An 18,317-nucleotide genomic window follows, 5' to 3' on the forward strand; every position below is an offset into this window, starting at 1 on the left:
CCGAAACACGCCCTTCCGTTACGTCAACTTCTTTAGGCACAAAAATGCATTGTCCCACCGGCATCTCCTTTCGGTTGGACCGTCCTCCCCATCGGCGGGGCAGCGTTCGCCGCCCCACGCATCAGGCCGCATGCCTTAGCGCAGCAGCCAGGCGCCGAGCGCCGAAATGAGAATGAAAAGAACGGTGCTGGAGAAAAATCCAGCGGAGGTGAAAAAGCCGAACGCCATGGCGATCAACAGGGCGATGATCACGAGGCTCGAATATTTGGAGATGGACAGGAAAAGATTGTAGGTGCGTTCATGTTCCGCGTAGTCCATTTCCGCGCCCGTTTCGGCCGGACCGGCCGGCGTGTTCTCTGCCATCACAAAACCCCATGGGAATAGAATTGGACTTGGGGAATAGCGAAAAGATGGCTTGAGGGCAATGGGATGATTGCCGCACGGGCATGCGCGCCCACGGTTCAATCGGTTTGCATCGCCCGGGAGGCCGCGCCTCAGGCGCGCGAGACGGAAGCAGGCCGTCGAAGCGTTACGAAAGCCAGCGTTTCCGCCGCTTGTAATGTTTCACGTTGCGGAAGGAGCGACGCCCCTCGCCGCCGACGCCGAGATAGAATTCCTTGACGTCCTCGTTCTCGCGCAGCGCCTGCGCCTCGCCATCGAGCACGACGCGACCGGATTCGAGAATGTAGCCGTACTTCGCGTAGCGCAGCGCCACATTGGTGTTCTGCTCGGCCAGCAGGAACGACACGCCCTGCTCCTCGTTGAGCTTCTTGACGATCTCGAAAATCTCCTCGACCAGCTGCGGCGCGAGACCCATCGAGGGTTCGTCGAGCAGGATCATCTTGGGTCGCGACAGGAGCGCCCTGCCGATCGCCGTCATCTGCTGCTCGCCGCCGGACGTGTAGCCGGCCTGACTGGCGCGCCGCTCCTTCAGGCGCGGGAAATAGCTGTAGACCAGGTCGAGATCCTCGCGGATCGCCGCCTGCCCGTCGCGCCGGGTGAAGGCGCCCGTCAGCAGATTGTCCTCGACCGACAGATGGCCGAAACAGTGCCGTCCCTCCATCACCTGGATGCAGCCGCGCCGCACCAGGTCGTTGGGAGACAGGTTCTGCACCTCCGCTCCCTCGAACAGGATCGACCCCTTGGTCACCTCGCCGCGCTCGGCCTGCAGCAGGTTCGAGATGGCCTTCAGCGTCGTGGTCTTGCCGGCCCCGTTGGCGCCGAGCAGCGCCGTGATGCCGCCACGCGGCACGGAAAGCGACACGCCCTTCAGCACCAGGATGACGTGATCGTAGATCACCTCGATGTTGTTGACCTCGAGGATGGCCTCGGCGGGTGCGGCGGCGGGGGCTGTGTTGCTCATCTCGGCTCCGACATTGAAGTCTCCTTCTCTCCGCGGGCGGGGAGAGCGCGGCCCGGAGGGCCGGATGAAGGGCGGACGCTGGAGTTCAAAGACTTGCGCCGCCCCTCACCTGCCCGCAGGCATCTTCTCCCCGCGGACGGGGAGAAGAAGGCTTTCGTCACATGCTGCACTCTTCGTTGATCGGCCAGGGTGCGTTGGCGTCGGCATATTCCTTCGCCTTCGCTGCCTCGAGCGGCTCGATCTCGGTGCGGTCGGGCATCAGGAGGTCGGACGCCTTGACGAACTTGGCGCCGTCCCACTGCAGCATCCAGCCGCCGCCATGACCGGTATGGTCGGCGCAGGACGTCTTGAACGGCACCAGCATGCCTTCGGCGCCCAGCTCCTTCAGCCGCGCCTCGTCGAGATTGATGTTCTCGAGACCCCAGCGCAGCTGCTCGGGGCTCGGCGCCCGCACGTCGAACTGCTCCTGCGCTTCCTTGATGCCCTCGACGAGGATGGCCGAGATCATCAATCCGCGCTGGTAGAACACGGAATCGAACTCGCCCTCGCCCTGGTTGATCAGCGACTTGCCGGCATCGACCACATGCTTCTTGATGTCCTGCATCAGCGGGGATTCCGAGTTCGGCACGCTCCACGAGATCGAGCGATAGCCCTTGCCCGCCTCGCCGACGAGCTTGAGGTCGCCGTCATGGCCCGACCACCAGACGCCGACGAACTGGTCCATCGGATATTTGGTCTTCACCGCCTCGGTGATGGCGCCGGCGTTCATCGCGCCCCAGCCCCACATGACGACGAAGTCCGGCCGCTCGCGGCGGATCTGTAGCCACTGCGCGGACTGGTTCTGCATTTCGGTCAGGCCGACCGGGATCGGCAGGAAGGTGAAGCCATGCTTCGCGGCCAGCGCCTCGAGCAGCGGGATCGGCTCCTTGCCGAACGGATGGTCGAGATGCAGGAGGGCGATCTTCTTGCCCTTCAGATTGTCGAGATTGCCGTCGGACAGGTTGTTGAGGATCATCGACGCGCCATCCCAGTAGGAGGACGGCGGGTTGTAGGCCCACTGGAACACCTTGCCGTCGGCCATCGGCGAGAAGCCGTAGCCCGGCGCCAGGATCGGGATCTCGTCGACATTCGACTTCGGCAGGACCTGCAGCGTGATGCCGGTCGACCAGGGCTGCGTGACCACGGCGTTCGCCTTGGTCTTCTCGTAGCACTCGACGCCCTTTTCCGTGTTGTAGCCGGTTTCGCACTCGTCATAGACCAGCTTGACGCCGTTCAGCCCGCCGTCGCGCTCGTTGAGAAGCGTGATGTAGTCGCGCTGGCCGTTCATCAGCGGCGTGCCCGTCGCGGCGAACGGTCCCGTCCGGTAGGACAGGTTCGGGATGTAGATCGAATCGTCCTGCGCGGCGGCGGGTCCGGCAAAGCCGGCGCCCAGCGCGAGCGCCGACGACAGGATCGCAGTTTTGAGCAATGTCTTCATGCTGTTTCCTCCACTAGTTCTTTTCTCCGAAAGGAAGGGGCGAACCGGCCCCGTTTCAAGCGGCGTTCCGGCCCTTGCTCAGTGCGGGAACGGCCACAGAATGAATTTCTCCCTGATCACCGCCCAGAAGCGCGCCAGGCCGTGCGGCTCGACGATCAGGAAGGTGATGATCAGCGCGCCGATGATCATCACGTTCAGATGCTCCACCGTGGCTGAACCGATGGGCAGGCCGAAGGCCTCCGGCACGGTGCTGATGATCACCGGCAGCGCCACGATGAGGATCGCGCCGAGATAATTGCCCAGCACCGAGCCAAGCCCGCCGATGATGGCGATGAACAGGACGCGGAACGACAAGGGAATGTCGAACAGATTGGCTTCCGCCGCGCCGCGCCACAGGAACACGAACAGCGCCCCGGCGATGCCGACGATGTAAGAGGACACGAAAAAGGCCGTAAGCTTGGCGCGCATCAGGTTGATGCCGACCAGCTCCGCGGCGATGTCCATGTCGCGCACCGCCTTCCACATGCGGCCGATGCGACCGCGCGTGATGTTGATCGCGAACAGCGTGATGACGCAGACCGTGCACAGGACGAAATAGTACTGCGCGACCGCCGTGGCGCGCGGCCCGGCCACGGTGATGCCGAACAGGTCGATGTTCGGCACCTGGATCGCTCCCGATGCGTTGTAGTTGTAGAGCCAGCCCCATTTCTGGAACAGCCAGACCAGGAAGAACTGCGCCGCCAGGGTGGCGATGGCGAGGTAAAAGCCCTTGATGCGCAGCGAGGGCAGGCCGAAGATCACACCGATCGCCGCCGAGAAGAACCCCGACAGGGCGATCGCCACGACGATGTTCATCTCCGGGAAGATCGACACCAGCTTGTAGCAGGCATAGGCGCCGACGCCCATGAAGGCGCCGGTTCCAAGCGATAGCTGCCCGGCATAGCCGGTCAGGATGTTGAGGCCGAGCGCCGCCAGAGAATAGATGAGCACCGGAATGAGCAGCGCCCGGAAGGTGAACTCGTTGGCTGTCAGCGGAAAGACGACGAAGGCCAGCACGGCGATCACGCCGAGCAGGATCGCGTCCTGCCGCACAGGAAACAGCGCGTGGTCCGCCTGGTAGCTGGTCTTGAACTGGCCTGCGGTTGGGTAGAACATGGATTACACCCGCTCGATGATTTTTTCGCCGAACAGCCCCTGGGGGCGGAAGAGAAGCACGAGCAGCGCCAGCATGTAGGCGAACCAGGCTTCCGTATTGCCGCCGAGCAGCGGCTGGCCCCAGTAGATCTCGAAGACCTTCTCCAGGATGCCGATCGCCAGCCCGCCGATGATGGCGCCCATCACGCTTTCCAGCCCGCCCAGCATCAACACCGGCAGGGCCTTGAAGGCGATCACTTCCAGGGCGAAGGAAACGCCGGCCCGCGCGCCCCAGACGATGCCCGTCGCCAGCGCGATGACGCCCGCGATGAACCACACGATGACCCAGATGGTCGACAGCGAGATGCCGACCGACAGCGCCGCCTGGTGGTCGTCGCCGAGCGCCCGGATCGCGCGGCCGATCTTCGACTTGTTCAGGAAGACCAGCAGGCCCGCCACCAGCAGCACCGCGCCAACGACGGCCGTCAGGTCCTTCTGCTCGATGGACACGAAACCGCCGAACAGCTCGAAGACGAAGCTGCCGGTGGGGATCATCAGTTGCTCGGTGATCATCACCTTGTTCTCGCCGCCGAAGATCAGCTCGCCGAACCCGATGAGGAACAGGGTGATGCCGATGGTCGCCATGAACAGGATGATATCGGGCTGGTTGACCAGCGGGCGCAGCACGACGCGCTCGATCGTCATGGCCAGCACCAGCATGACCACCAGCGTCAGCGGCAGCGCGATGAAGGCTGGCAGGCCCTTCTCGTAGAGGCCGACCAGCGTCAGCGCCGCGAAGACGACCATGATGCCTTGGGCGAAATTGAAGATGCGCGAAGACTTGTAGATCAGCACGAAGCCGAGGGCGATCAGCGCATAGAGAACCCCGCCGACAAGCCCTTCCCACAGCACCTGCAGGAGGAAATCGGGCGCGGCCGCCATGTCGGCGAATGGCTTCACCAGGATACCGTTCAGAATGTCCATGCGCGTCCTGCTCCCTTCGCCGCCTAGTGCGGCACGCCCAGATAGGCGTCGATCACGTCTTGATTGCCCTTAACCTCGTCGGGCGTCCCGTCGGCAATCTTCTTGCCGTAGTCGAGCACCACCACCCTGTCGGAAAGGTCCATCACCACGCCCATGTCGTGCTCGATCAGCGCGATGGTCGTTCCCCGCTGCTGGTTCACGTCGATGATGAACCGGCTCATGTCTTCCTTCTCTTCGAGGTTCATGCCGGCCATCGGTTCGTCGAGCAGAAGGAGCGTCGGCTCCATCGCCAGCGCCCGGCCGAGCTCGACCCGCTTCTGCAGTCCGTAGGGCAGCTTGCCCACCGGCGTCCGCCGGATATGCTGGATTTCCAGAAAGTCGATGATCTCCTCGACCTTCTCGCGATGCTCGATCTCCTCGCGCAGCGCCGGCCCGTGCCACAGCATCTGCCAGCCGATGTTGCGCTTCATCAGCACCGAGCGCCCGGCCATGATGTTGTCGAGCGTCGACATGCCCTTGAAGAGGGCGACGTTCTGGAAGGTGCGCGCGATGCCCTGCCCGACCGCCTGATGCGGCTTCATCGAGCGGCGCTCCTTGCCGCGGAACACGATCGTTCCCTGCTGCGGCGTGTAGAAGCCGTTGATGACGTTGAGCATGGAGGTCTTGCCGGCGCCGTTCGGCCCGATGATCGCGCGGATCTCGCCCTTGAGGACGTTCAGCGAGATGTCCGTGATCGCCTTCACGCCGCCGAAGGCGAGCGAGACGTTGCGCACGTCGAGCAGCACGTCGCCCTTGGCGATGCCGTCGCCGGGGGTCGCGAGCTGGCGGGGATCGGGACGCGGGTTCATTCGGCGGCCTCCCGGATCATCTCGCTGGGTGCGTCGTAGACCTTGGCGTCGACGATCTTCACGGTCGCCCGGATGATCCCCTTGCGGCCATCCTCGTAGGTCACCTCGGTCTCGATGAATTTCTCCTTCGAACCGTCGTAGAGCGCCTCGATCAACGGGCCGTAGCGCTCGGCGATGAAGCTGCGGCGCACCTTCTGCGTCCGCGTCAGTTCGCCGTCATCGGCGTCGAGTTCCTTGTGCAGGACGAGAAACCGCCTGATCTGCGAGGCGGCCATCAGCGGCTCGCGCGCCAGGCGCCGGTTGGCCTCGTCCACATGGGTCGCGATGGTCTCGTATACCTGCGGATGACCTGCAAGCTCCTGATAGGACGCATAGGCGATGTTGTTGCGCTCCGCCCAGTTGCCGACTGCCGTCAGATCGATGTTGATGAAGGCCGCGCAGAAATCGCGCCCATGGCCGAAGGCCACCGCTTCCTTGATGTCGGGGAAGAATTTCAGCGTGTTCTCGATGTATTTCGGCGCGAACAGGGCGCCCGAACCGAGCTTGCCCACATCCTTCGCCCGGTCGATGATCTTCAGCTGGCCGTCCGCATCGAAGAAGCCGGCGTCGCCGGTGTGCACCCAGCCATCCTCGGTCTTGGTCTCGCGCGTCGCCTCGTCGTTCTTGTAGTAGCCGACGAAGACGCCGGGCGAGCGATACAGAACCTCGCCGCTCTCGGCGATCTTGATCTCCACGTCGGGCGACGGCAGGCCGACCGTGTCGGGCCGGATCTTTCCGTCCGCCTGCGCGGTGATGTAGACGGTCGCCTCGGTCTGGCCGTAGAGCTGCTTCAGGTTGAGGCCCAGCGAGCGGTAGAAGCTGAACAGCTCCGGGCCGATCGCCTCGCCCGCCGTATAGCCGACGCGCATGCGCGACAGGCCCATGCGGTTCTTCAGCGGGCCATAGACCATGAAATTGCCGACCGCGTATTTCAGCCGGTCCCACGGGGCGACGGCCTCGCCGTTCAGGATGCGCTCGCCCACCTTGCCCGCATGGGCAAGGAAATAGTGGAACATCGCCTTCTTGATCCGTCCCGCATCCTCCATCCGCACCATGATCGAGGTCAGCAGGGTTTCGAAGACGCGCGGCGGCGCGAAGAAATAGGTCGGCGCGATCTCGCGCCGGTCCTCGTTGATCGTCTCGGGACTTTCCGGGCAGGCAACGCAATAGCCGGCGGTATAGGACTGCGCGTAGGAGAACAGGTGGTCGCCGACCCAGGCCAGCGGCAGATAGGCGATGGTGGTCTCGTTCTCGTCGAGATTGTCGAAGCCGTTGCCGTTGACCGCCGACAGGACGAAATTGTCGTTCGACAGCATCACACCCTTCGGGCGCCCCGTTGTGCCGGAGGTGTAGAGAATGACCGAGAGGTCGCCTCCGCTACCCTTTGCGATCTCGGCAAGCCAGGCGGCGCCGGCATCGGCGTCCTCGGCGAAACGCTTCAGGCCCGTCGCGCGCAGCCCCTCATAGGCGTGCAGATGCGTGTGGTCGTAGTCCTTCAGGCCACGCGGCTCGTCATAGATGAGTTCGGTCAGCGCGGGGACGCGCTCCGCCACGGACAGGACCTTGTCGACCTGCTCCTGGTCCTCGACGACGGCGAACTTCACCTCGGCGTGGTCGAGCACATAGGCCATCTCTTCCGCGACGGAGTCCGCATAGATCGGCACCGGAATCGCGCCCAGCGACTGGGCGGCGGCGAACGACCAGTAGAGACGGGGCCGGTTTGCGCCGATCACCGCGATCTTGTCGCCGCGTTGCACGCCGATCGTCTGCAGCCCGAGCGCCAGGGCGCGCACCTCGTCGAGCTGCTCCTCCCAGGTCCAGCTCTGCCAGATGCCGTAGTCCTTGAACCGCATGGCCGGCCGGCTGCGAAAGCGCTCGGCGTTCAGCAGCAGATATTTGGCAAACGTGTCCGTCGACGCGATGCTGTGCGCCAAACCGTTTCCTCCCGAATGCGGCGGTTGACCCGCCGTTGTATCCAGCTCCTCCCCGAGCCGGAGACTATTGATTGAACCGAAGTTTTCACGAAAACCCCGCGCAATCAACTCGCCCCTTGACAGACAGGCCGCCAGTTTGTCTTTATTATACAGCCTATTCGCGTCCGAACGCACGTGCTCGTTCTTCACGATAGAGGCTTTCCCGGACAATTGGACTTTAGACGAATGCGGGATGTCCCGAGGGTTTCATCCTGCCGGGCGTGCCCTGCGGGCCGGCAACCGCGACGGGCCGGACCCTGTAGCCCCACGCTTCTTATGAGGCACGCAAGGATACCGTCGTTTCGTGAAATGACGCATGTTCGTCGTCTTTCAAATGAATCCATCCGAATGCGACATGCATCAGGAGCCGTAGCGGCTCAGGGCGTCCGCATCGACGATCGTAATGCGCCCGTGCTCGGCCTTGAGCAGGCCCTCGTCCTCCAGAAGCCGCAGGCTGCGGTTGACCACCTGGCGCGAGACGCCCGCCAGAAGCCCGAGTTCCTCCTGGCTGATCTGGATCTCGTTCCCCGCCGATGGGTAGAGCGCCCTGTTGAAGAACCAGGAGAGATTGCGCGCCACCCGAGCCTTCGGGTCGAGAATGCGATCATACTCGATGGTGGCGATGAACTGCCCCATCCGCTCGTTGAGCTGGCGGACGAGAAACCGGTTGAAGCCGGTGCTGTTCTCGAACAGCCACATGAAGCTGCTGCGCGACAGCATGGCGAGGCGCGTCTCGCGGATGGCGACGACGTCGTATTTCCGCCGCTCGTCCTTGAGCACAGACCCCTCGCCGAACCAGCCGCCATCGGTCACCCCGGCAAAGGTCATCGCCTTGCCGGCGGCGGAAATGGCGCTGATCTTGATCAGCCCCTCGATGACGCCCGTCCAGTGGTCGAGCCGGTCTCCCCGATGGCAGATATACGCGCCCTTCGAGAAGGTGCGCTCCGTCAGACCTCGCCGCGCGCGGTCGAGTTCATCCTCGGTCAGCTCAGCCGTCCAGACGACGGAACCGGCGATATCCTTCTTGGCGCTCATCGTTCTTCGATAACCTGCCCGCGTGCGGGCGACAAGCAGCGAGCGGCTTCACCGCGCCGCCGATGGCCTTCAGGCCGCCTTGTTGATGTACCTGGCCGTCGGCAGCACCGTCAGCGGCGCGAGCTCGCCGGGACCCGGCCGGGCGAACAGCATCCGCTGCTCCATCGGCGTCGAATAGTAGAACGGGAACCGGTCGATGGTTCGCTGCATGTTGAGATCGTAACGTGTCTCATACAGGTAGATCGGCATCGTGAAGGGCGGATAGGGCCGCGGATGCCCGACCTGCGTCGCCTGGAAGTTACGCGCGTAGAACGCCGTGTGCTCCTCACGGATCATGAAGATGCAGGCGACGGTCCTGAAATGGATGTTGGCGATGAAGGCGAGCCGCAGGGTTATGTGCGGCATGACCCGGTGCACCCCGTACAGATCCGGATCGATCGACAGACGGCTCGGGTCGATGAAGGATTCCCCGCGGTCGAGCCGTGGCTGGAGCACGTTCCCGAACACCGTCATCGCCGGCGCGAAGGGCGTCTCCCTGGTCAGGTGGTGAAGGCGGATGGTACTGACCAGCTCACCGTCCATGAACACGCCGAACTTGTGGCAGTTCGGCGCGCTGTCCAGATCGTCGACCATCCTTTGATCGACGGTCTCGGACAGGAGCAGGCCGTGCTTGCGGAAGGATTTGTATCGGAGGCGGTAGATCGCCTCCAGATCCTCTCCGGTGTCGCACCGGCGGTATTCGATCTTCTCTAGAACAGACAGGACGTTGCGGCTGAAGGTCGAAACACGACCCTGGCCCGTATCGTCCCTCGCAAAACGCCGCTCTGACAATGACACCGCATCACCCCTACTCGTGGTGACAAGGTAAATCAGTTGAGCCACTACAAGAAGAAGAAAAACAGAATGGGCCTGTTTACGTTCTGTTAAGGTTAACGACAGCTTTCCGCCGCCGGACGCGGCAGGGCTTCTGGTCCGCAACTTTGCTGCCATGGCGTTTTGCGGTCGGGTGAAATCACCTGACGCCCGCATGAACGCTGAAATGCAAGGAAACTGGACCGTTCAGTCTTTCGGCGCGATGCTGGACCGGTCTAAACGCTCGTCCGGGTGCGGCCGAGGGGTTCACGCCAGCGCGTCCCCCTTTGCCCGACCTCGCTGTCAGCCTCGCCGGACGCTGATGCCGCTTCTTCGGCGAAGACCCAGGTCTTGGCGGACATGGTCTCGATGCCGGACGATGTCAGCGCCGATCCGAACAGGAAGCCCTGCACGAAATCGGGCCTGACCGACTGCGACAGGATCTTCAGCTGATCGAAGCGCTCGACCCCTTCCACCGTGACGGCCATGCCGAGATCGCGCGACAGGGTGGCGACGCCTTTGAGGAGACGGTGCGAACGCTCGTTCTCCGTCACATCGACGAGGAAACTGCCGTCGATCTTCACCTTGTCCAGCGGCAGCGTGTGCAGATAGCTGAGGCTGGAGTAGCCGGTGCCGAAATCGTCGAGCGCGATACGAATCCCCAGCGCCTTCAGCGCCTTGAGATAGGTGATGGTGTTCGCACTGTTGGTGAGCAGTGCCGTCTCCGTCACCTCGATCTCGAGCCGCTCGGGTGCAAGCCCGGAAACCGCCAGCGCGTCGCGCACCTTCGCCACGACCTCCTCGCTGTGGAAATCCTTGGCTGATAAGTTGACCGAGATGCCGATATGCATCGGCCACCTGGCGCATTCGCGGCAGGCGGATTTCAGCACGATGGTACTGATCTGCGAGATCAGCCCCATCTCCTCGGCGAGCGGAATGAAGATGGCCGGCGACACGAGCCCGAGATCGGGGTGATCCCACCGGCAAAGCGCCTCGCAGCTTGCGATCCGCATCGTGTGCATGTCGACGATGGGCTGATAGACGACGCGCAGGTTCCCCGCTTCCACCGCGCTGCGCAGATCGGCCTTCATGATCTGCCGGTTGCGGAAGGCCACGTCCATTTCGGTCTCGAACAGGCTCCAGACGTTCTTGCCCAGCTCCTTCGCCTTGTAGAGCGCCAGGTCCGCCTTGACGATCATCGCATCCACGTCGCCGTTGCTCACCGGGACCACCACGGCGCCGCCGCTGGTCTGGATCCGCACGGCGTGGCCGGCAATGTCGACCTCCCCCTGAAGGCCGGCGAAAATGCGGTCGAACGTCTCCGAGAACGCCTGTTCGTCCTCGACGTCGTTGAAGAAGATCATGAACTCGTCACCGCCGAAGCGGCTGATCCGGATGTCCAGGCTCGCGAAGGCAGACAGGCGTTCGGCGACCGCATAGATCAGGCCGTCGCCCACCGGATGTCCGAGCGTGTCGTTGACGCTCTTGAAATCGTCGAGGTCGAGCACCGCCAGCGCGCAGAGCCGCGTCTGGTCGCCGCCGGCCATCGCCTCGGTGACCTTCTCGTGGAAGTAGGCGCGGTTCGGCAGGCTCGTCAGGCTGTCGTAGCGCGCCATGAAGCGGATCTTGTCCTCCGCCTCGACGCGGCTCGTCACGTCCTCGAAGGTCAGGACACCCAGCTCCTCGCGTCCCTCTCGTGCCGAGAACTCGAAATGGCGTCCATTGGTCATCCGGAGCATCACCTTCCGGTCGCGTCCCTCGCGCAGGGCCCGGGACAGATGCTCCTCCGCATAGGCGTAATCGCGCTGGGTCAGCAGGCCGCTCGCCACGCCGCGCATCAGAAGCGCCTTGAGCGTGCGGCCGAACAGGGCCTCGGCCGATTTGAAGCCGAGCATTTCAGCCGCCTGCGCATTGCTGACGACCACCCGTTCCTGCGGATTGAACATCACCAGCCCGTGCGGCATCGTGTTCAGCGCGCGGTCGAACCGCTGCGCGAGGTTGCGCGAGCGGCGGCCCTGGATGATGGCGTCGAACAGCACAGTGCGCACGCTATCCGACATCTTCTTCAGCACGAAGATGAAGGGAATGAGGTAGAGACCGAGGATCACATACTCGATCTCGAACTTGAGGATCATGCCGAGCGCCATCGGCAGCACGACGACCAGTGCCTGCAGCAGCACCATCGTCCGCGAGCCGTAGTTCCGGCCGACGATCGTGATCGTCGATCCGGTGACCACGGCAATTGACGCGATCTCGGCGAAAACATCAGGCTTCAGATAGATCGCGACGAAACAGAAAAGCCCCATGATCAGGGCCTGGAGGAACCCCCAGATCAGGTAGTTCAACTCCCACTTTTCCGCGTCCTTCGCGGTCTCGATGTTGGCCGCGCGACCTTTGATGATGCCCAGATAGCGAAGAACGCCGGCAACCAGCAGCGCGAAGGCAAATCCCAGATAAACCGGTTCGTTGGACGACAGATAGGCAAGATAGGCAATCAGGCAGTGGCTTGCGCCACCGACGAGCAAAATCGTCGGCTCGTTGAACAACGACCGAACAAAGCCGACATACACGTCTTCCGGAATGCTGTTTTTGCTGTTCTTCACCGCATGAGCCCGATTGACAGGCCCAGAAATGGCACAACAGCATTAAGAAAGCTTTATGTTATCCGGCTCCGACAAATCCGGCTAAGAACCAGCCGGTTACTCTGCCGCCTTCAGTGCAGTCCCCTGATCGTCGCCGTCCTCAAGCCGGGCAACGAGGCGCGCGCGCTCCTGTTCGGCCTTCCGGACATTCGCTTCCTTGACGTGCCCGAACCCGCGCATGAGCGCCGGCACGCTTGCGAGCGCCGCCGCGGCGTCCAGCCGCTGCGGCGACAGGAGGCTTTCGATGCGGTCGAGATCGCCCTCGTAGTCGGCAAGAAGCCGCCGTTCCATGCGACGCTCCGCGGTGCGGCCGAAAACGTCGAACATCGTGCCCCGCAGCCCCTTCATGCGGGCCAGGATGCGGAAACCGGTCATCATCCAGGGGCCGAAGCTGGATTTCCGCGCCACGCCATCGGCGTCCCGCCTGCCGAGAATGGGCGGAGCGAGATGAAACTCCAGCTTGTCATAGCTTTCGAACTCGGCGGCGAGCTGTCTCCGGAAGGCGCCATCCGTATAGAGCCGCGCCACCTCGTATTCGTCCTTGACCGCCATCAGCTTGAACAGGCTCCGGGCGGCCGCCTCCGTCACGACGGTCGAGCCGGGAACGGCCCGGTCCTCCGCCGCGCGCAGGCGCGCAATGCGCGCCCGGTATCGTTCGGCATAGGCCTCGTTCTGATAGTCCGCCAGGAACGCGCCGCGCCGCGCGACGATCTCGTCCAGCGTCTGCGACAATGCGGGACGGGTCTCGCCGTCTGCCCCCCTGGCGACGAGGTCCTGCACGAAGGCCGGATCGTGCCCGGCGCGCCGGCCCCACCGGAAGGCGGCAAGGTTCATCTGCACGGACTGGCCGTTGAGCGTTATCGCCTTCTCGACGGCCTCCGCTGAAACCGGAAGCCCGCCCAGCTGATAGGCCATTCCGAGCATGAACATGTTCGCCCCGACCGAATTGCCGAACAGCACGCTGGCGGCCCGCGTGGCGTCGAAGAAATGCGCCCTGTGCTCGCCCGCGGCGGCGCGCACCGCCTTCTTGAGGCGTTCGACCGGCAGGGAGAAATCCGCGGAGCGCGCAAAATCGCCCGGCATGACCTCAGCCGTGTTGGCCATGAACAGCGTGTGCCCCTCGCGCGCCGAGGCCAGCACCTTCTTGGTGCCGGACACGACGAGGTCGCAGCCGAGGATCAGGTCCGCCTCGCCCGCCGAGACGCGGATGGCGTGGATGTCGTCCGGTGTCCTGGCGATGCGCAGATGCGTGAACACCGCGCCGCCCTTCTGCGCGAGGCCGGCCATGTCGATGATGCCGGCGCCCTTGCCCTCCAGATGCGCCGCCATGCCGACGAGCGCCCCGACGGTGACGACGCCGGTGCCGCCGATCCCGTCGACCACGGCGGACCAGCCGCGCTCGAGCGCAAACAGCGTCGGCTCAGGCACTCCTTCCAGCGGGTCATCGGCCCCGCCCGCGCCCTTCGCCTTCTTCAGCCTGGCGCCATGCACGGTCACGAAGGACGGGCAGAACCCCTTGACGCAGGAGAAATCCTTGTTGCAGCTCGACTGGTCGATGCGCCGCTTGCGGCCGAACTCCGTTTCCAGCGGCTGAAGGGACACGCAGTTGGATTTGACGCCGCAATCGCCGCAGCCCTCACAGACCAGTTCGTTGATGAAGACCCGCTTGTCCGGGTCGGGAAACGTGCCGCGCTTGCGCCGGCGGCGCTTCTCGGCCGCGCATGTCTGGTCGTAGATCAGGACCGTGACGCCTTCCAGCTCGCGCAGGTCGCGCTGCACCCGGTCCAGCTCGTCACGATGGTCGATGGTGGTGCCGGAGGGGAAACTGACCGTGCCGGCATATTTCTCCGGCTCGTCGCTGACGACGGCGATCCGCGAAACGCCTTCCGCCCGCATCTGCTCCGCGATCATGCCGACCGTCAGCCCGCCTTCGTGCGGCTGGCCGCCGGTCATCGCAACGGCATCGTTGAACAGGATCTTGTAGGTGATGTTGGCACCGGAGGCGATGGCGAAGCGGATCGCCATGCTGCCGGAGTGATTGTAGGTCCCGTCGCCGAGATTCTGGAAGAAATGCTTGCGCGTGGAGAACGGCGCCTGGCCGACGAATTGCGCCCCCTCGCCCCCCATGGCGGTGAAGCCGACATTCGAACGGTCCATCCAGGTCGCCATGAAGTGGCACCCGATGCCGCCTCCGGCGATCGACCCCTCGGGAACGTTGGTCGAGGTGTTGTGCGGGCAGCCGGAACAGAAGAAGGGCGTCCGGGAACCGACATCCGCCGTGTCGGCGAGCATCGCCTGGAACTGGCGCAGCCGCGTCACATGCGCGGAGATCTCTTCCGACGGACCGACCACCCTGAGAACGCGCTCGCCGATGGCGATGGCGATCTCGTTGGGATCGAGTGCAGCCGTCGGCGCGAACAGGCGTCCGCCCTTCTCGTCAGCCTTGCCGATGATCTCCGGCTGGTTGGCGGTGCCGTAGAGGTTCTCACGCAGCTGCACCTCGATCAGCGAACGCTTCTCCTCGACGACGATGACGAGATCCAGCCCCTGCGCGAAGGCGCGCATGTGCTGGAGATCGAACGGCCACGGACAGGCCACCTTGAACAGGCGGATTCCGAGCGTCCGGGCGCGGGCCTCGTCGATGCCCAGATCGTCGAGCGCCTTGCGCGTGTCGAGATAGCTCTTGCCGAGCGTGACGATGCCGATCCTGGCCTTCGATCCGCCCGTGTAGACGATGCGGTTGAGCTTGTTCTCATGCACGAAGGCCGCCGCGGCGGCGCGCTTGAAATCGTAGAGCCGCGTCTCCTGGCCGAGCATGTTGATTTCGTTGCGGATGTTGAGGCCGCCGGGAGGCATGTCGAACTCCGGGCGGATGATGTTCAGCCGGTCGAGCGACACATCGACGGCGGCTGTCGATTCGATGTTGTCCTTCACGCATTTGATGGCGGACCAGGTGCCGGCGAAACGCGACAGGGCATATCCGTAGAGACCGTAGTCGACCAGTTCCTGCACGCCCGCCGGGTTGAGGATCGGGATCATCGCATCGACGAAGGCAAACTCGCTGGCATTCGCCACGGTCGAGGATTCGGCCGTATGGTCGTCGCCCATAAGCGCCAGAACGCCGCCATTCTTCGCCGAACCGGCCTGGTTGGCATGCCGCAACACGTCGCCGCTGCGGTCGACCCCCGGCCCCTTGCCGTACCAGACGGAGAACACGCCGTCATATTTCCCGTCGCCCAGAAGACCAGCCTGCTGGGACCCCCAGCAGGCTGTCGCAGCCAGTTCCTCATTGAGGCCCGGCTGGAAGACGACATCGGACGCCTCGAGCGATCTCCTTGCCTTCCAGAGCTGCTGGTCGAGGCCGCCGAGCGGCGAGCCGCGATAGCCGGAAACGAAGCCTGCCGTGTTCAGGCCCTCCCGCCTGTCGCGCTCGCGCTGCATCAGGAGCATGCGCACGACGGCCTGCGCGCCGGAAACGAAGATGCGTTCCTTGCTGAGGTCGTACTTGTCGTCGAGCGCGACGTCATGCAGCGTCATATACGGTATCCTCCTTAGCGGGCAGCGGCTTCGAAGGCGCTCCCGCCAGGGCAGTTTTCTATTGGCACCGCACCGCGTCAAACGAAATCGCGGCGTTTGTGATAATGAGCAGGTCCATCGTCACGCGCGCCGTCCGGTGACACCCCATGCGCCGGAAGCGCAGGGTTGCGGACGATTCTGCCGCAGTATATCCGCTTCCCCGCATCGCGTATCGAGCAGCCGGGCGGTCTTCCACCAGTCATGTGGGCCGAGCGGCAAAAAAGGCGACTTTTCGCTTCAGGCAACTTTTGCCAAAATCGGAAAGCTGCTAATCAACCGCGCCGGGTAGTGGGCAGGATGGGTAAGTCGGGACACAACCGACGCTTGTCCAGGGGAACGAGCAAGAGGACCGACAATGACCGACAAACAAGTGCCGCGCGCCGTTCGCGCTGGCGGCGGAGGGTCTTGACCCGTGCGCGCAATCGCTTCAACCGTCCGCGCCATATGCGGATTAAACACCCTCGTCGGCAACATCTTCGCCTGGCTATCGCTCGCCATCGTGCTGGTTTGCTTCACGGTCGTCGTGCAACGCTATGTCTTCGCCGTCAGCTTCGTCTGGATGCAGGATCTCTACATCTGGCTGAACGGGGCGATGTTCACCGCCGTCGCCGGCTTCGCGCTTCTGCGCAACGATCACGTCCGCGTCGACATCTTCTACCGCCCCGCCGGCGTGCGCCGCAAAGCCCTCGTCGACCTGATCGGCGTGGTGCTCTTCCTGCTGCCCTTCGCCTGGATCGTGGTTTACTATGGCTGGCCCTTCGTCGAGCGCTCCTGGCGCATCCGTGAGGCGTCCGCCAATGTCGGCGGCATGCCCGGCCTGTTCGTGCTGAAGACCTTCATCCTCGCCTTCGCCGTCCTGATCGCCCTGCAGGGCATCGCCATGATCCTGCGTTCGATCCTGGTCCTGACGGACAACGAGAGCCTGCTTCCCCAGAAGCTGCGCTATCAGAACGAAACCGACGCGCAGCCGGAGGCGAACGTCTGATGGATCCGGTTCTCATTGGCGAGCTTCTCGCGGGGCTCATGTTCTTCGGCATCATCGGCTTCCTGCTTCTGGGTTTTCCCGTCGCCTTCACGCTTGCCGGCGTCTCCCTGATGTTCGGCGCCGTGGGCATGTGGCTCGGCGTGTTCGACCCCTCCAATTTCGGCAGCCTGGCGAACCGCTACATCGGCTACATGACCAACGAGGTCCTCGTCGCGGTCCCGCTGTTCATCTTCATGGGCGTGATGCTCGAGCGTTCGAAGATCGCCGAGCAACTGCTTCTGACCATGGGCAAGCTGTTCGGCAATCTGCGCGGCGGCCTCGGCATGTCCGTCATCGTCGTCGGCGCGCTGCTCGCGGCTTCCACCGGCGTCGTGGGCGCCACCGTCGTCACCATGGGGCTGATCTCGCTGCCGGCGATGCTGCGCGCCAACTACGATCCCAAGCTCGCCACCGGCGTCATCTGCGCGTCCGGCACGCTCGGCCAGATCATCCCGCCATCGACCGTCCTGATCTTCATGGGCGACATGCTGTCGGGCATCAACGCACAGGTCCAGATGGCCAAGGGCAATTTCGCGCCCGTGCCCGTTTCCGTCGGCGACCTGTTCGCGGGAGCGCTCCTGCCCGGCCTGCTGCTGGTCGGCCTCTATCTCGGCTGGACCATCCTGAAGGCGATCTTCGATCCCGCCTCCTGTCCCGCCACCCCCGTCAGCAAGGAAGACAGGAAAGCCCTGCTCGGCGAGATCGCCACGGCGCTCGTTCCGCCGCTCCTGCTCATCATGGCGGTGCTCGGCTCGATCCTCGGCGGCATCGCAACACCGACCGAGGCGGCGTCGGTCGGCGCGGTCGGCGCCATGGTGCTGGCGGGCCTGCGCTGGCGCCTGTCATTCCAGGTGCTGCGCGAGACGGCCATCGCCACCGCATCCATCACCTGCATGGTGTTCATCATCCTGTTCGGCGCGTCGGTGTTCTCCATCGTGTTCCGCCTGATGGGCGGCGACAACCTGGTGCATGAGTTCCTGGCCAACCTGCCGGGGGGCACGCTCGCCGCCGTGGCGGTGGTGATGCTCATCATGTTCCTGCTGGGCTTCATCCTCGACACGTTCGAGATCATCTTCATCGTGATCCCGATCACCGCGCCGATCCTGCTCGCGCTCGATGTCGATCCGGTGTGGCTCGGCGTGCTGGTCGGCGTGAACCTGCAGACCTCGTTCCTGACGCCGCCTTTCGGCTTCGCCCTGTTCTATCTGCGCGGGGTCGCGCCTGCCATCGTGTCCACCTCGATGATCTACAGGGGCGTGCTGCCCTTCGTCGCCCTGCAGGTGCTGGCGATCGCCATCATGTTCATGTTCCCCGAGATCGCCACCTGGCTGCCCCGGGCAATCTACAACTGACGGAACGGAAACGAAAAA

General features: G+C 63.9%; 13 protein-coding genes. 2 read left to right on the forward strand and 11 right to left on the reverse strand.

Annotated elements, in window-relative coordinates; all coding sequences use genetic code 11:
- Window positions 1–135: 135 nt before the first annotated feature.
- The 11 genes from NA2_RS13680 to NA2_RS13730 form a co-directional block, all read right to left on the reverse strand.
- Window positions 136–363 carry an aa3-type cytochrome c oxidase subunit IV gene (locus tag NA2_RS13680; protein ID WP_008597562.1) on the reverse strand — a complete coding sequence of 76 codons (228 nt, stop codon included), beginning with the start codon at window positions 361–363 and terminating at the stop codon, window positions 136–138.
- A 166-nt stretch (window positions 364–529) separates the two neighbouring features.
- Complete coding sequence (locus tag NA2_RS13685; RefSeq protein ID WP_008597563.1) at window positions 530–1,363, reverse strand: ABC transporter ATP-binding protein; 834 nt, start codon at window positions 1,361–1,363, stop codon at window positions 530–532.
- Between the two features lie 157 nt (window positions 1,364–1,520).
- Window positions 1,521–2,840, reverse strand: coding sequence for an ABC transporter substrate-binding protein (locus tag NA2_RS13690; RefSeq protein ID WP_008597564.1), 1,320 nt, complete (start codon window positions 2,838–2,840; stop codon window positions 1,521–1,523).
- Window positions 2,841–2,918: 78 nt separating this feature from the next.
- Window positions 2,919–3,995 (reverse strand): branched-chain amino acid ABC transporter permease, encoded by a 1,077-nt coding sequence (locus tag NA2_RS13695; RefSeq protein WP_008597565.1) that lies wholly within the window; start codon window positions 3,993–3,995, stop codon window positions 2,919–2,921.
- Window positions 3,996–3,998: 3 nt separating this feature from the next.
- Entirely contained in the window at window positions 3,999–4,958 is a 960-nt protein-coding gene (locus tag NA2_RS13700) for a branched-chain amino acid ABC transporter permease (RefSeq protein WP_008597566.1), read from the reverse strand.
- Between the two features lie 23 nt (window positions 4,959–4,981).
- Window positions 4,982–5,806: an ABC transporter ATP-binding protein gene (locus tag NA2_RS13705; RefSeq protein ID WP_008597567.1), complete on the reverse strand. Its 825-nt coding sequence runs from the start codon at window positions 5,804–5,806 to the stop codon at window positions 4,982–4,984.
- Complete coding sequence (locus tag NA2_RS13710) at window positions 5,803–7,779, reverse strand: AMP-dependent synthetase/ligase (protein ID WP_008597568.1); 1,977 nt, start codon at window positions 7,777–7,779, stop codon at window positions 5,803–5,805. The genes NA2_RS13705 and NA2_RS13710 overlap by 4 nt, the downstream gene beginning before the upstream one ends.
- A gap of 399 nt (window positions 7,780–8,178) precedes the next feature.
- A complete protein-coding gene (locus tag NA2_RS13715) occupies window positions 8,179–8,853 on the reverse strand; it encodes a Crp/Fnr family transcriptional regulator (RefSeq protein WP_008597569.1) in 675 nt (224 codons plus the stop codon).
- A 69-nt stretch (window positions 8,854–8,922) separates the two neighbouring features.
- Entirely contained in the window at window positions 8,923–9,690 is a 768-nt protein-coding gene (locus NA2_RS13720) for an N-acyl amino acid synthase FeeM domain-containing protein (protein ID WP_157188233.1), read from the reverse strand.
- 251 nt (window positions 9,691–9,941) lie between these two features.
- A complete protein-coding gene (locus NA2_RS13725; RefSeq protein WP_008597571.1) occupies window positions 9,942–12,308 on the reverse strand; it encodes a putative bifunctional diguanylate cyclase/phosphodiesterase in 2,367 nt (788 codons plus the stop codon).
- 96 nt (window positions 12,309–12,404) lie between these two features.
- Window positions 12,405–15,884: an indolepyruvate ferredoxin oxidoreductase family protein gene (locus tag NA2_RS13730; protein ID WP_008597572.1), complete on the reverse strand. Its 3,480-nt coding sequence runs from the start codon at window positions 15,882–15,884 to the stop codon at window positions 12,405–12,407.
- Window positions 15,885–16,335: 451 nt separating this feature from the next.
- On the opposite strand from NA2_RS13730, the gene NA2_RS13735 reads away from it, so the two are divergent.
- Together NA2_RS13735 and NA2_RS13740 are read left to right on the forward strand one after the other, a co-directional pair.
- Window positions 16,336–16,908: a TRAP transporter small permease subunit gene (locus NA2_RS13735; RefSeq protein WP_008597573.1), complete on the forward strand. Its 573-nt coding sequence runs from the start codon at window positions 16,336–16,338 to the stop codon at window positions 16,906–16,908.
- Complete coding sequence (locus tag NA2_RS13740) at window positions 16,908–18,299, forward strand: TRAP transporter large permease (RefSeq protein WP_008597574.1); 1,392 nt, start codon at window positions 16,908–16,910, stop codon at window positions 18,297–18,299. Before NA2_RS13735 ends, NA2_RS13740 begins: the two co-directional genes overlap by 1 nt.
- The last annotated feature ends 18 nt before the right edge of the window (window positions 18,300–18,317 follow it).

The sequence above is a fragment of the Nitratireductor pacificus pht-3B genome (assembly GCF_000300335.1).
In the GTDB taxonomy this organism is placed as follows: Bacteria; Pseudomonadota; Alphaproteobacteria; order Rhizobiales; family Rhizobiaceae; genus Nitratireductor; species Nitratireductor pacificus.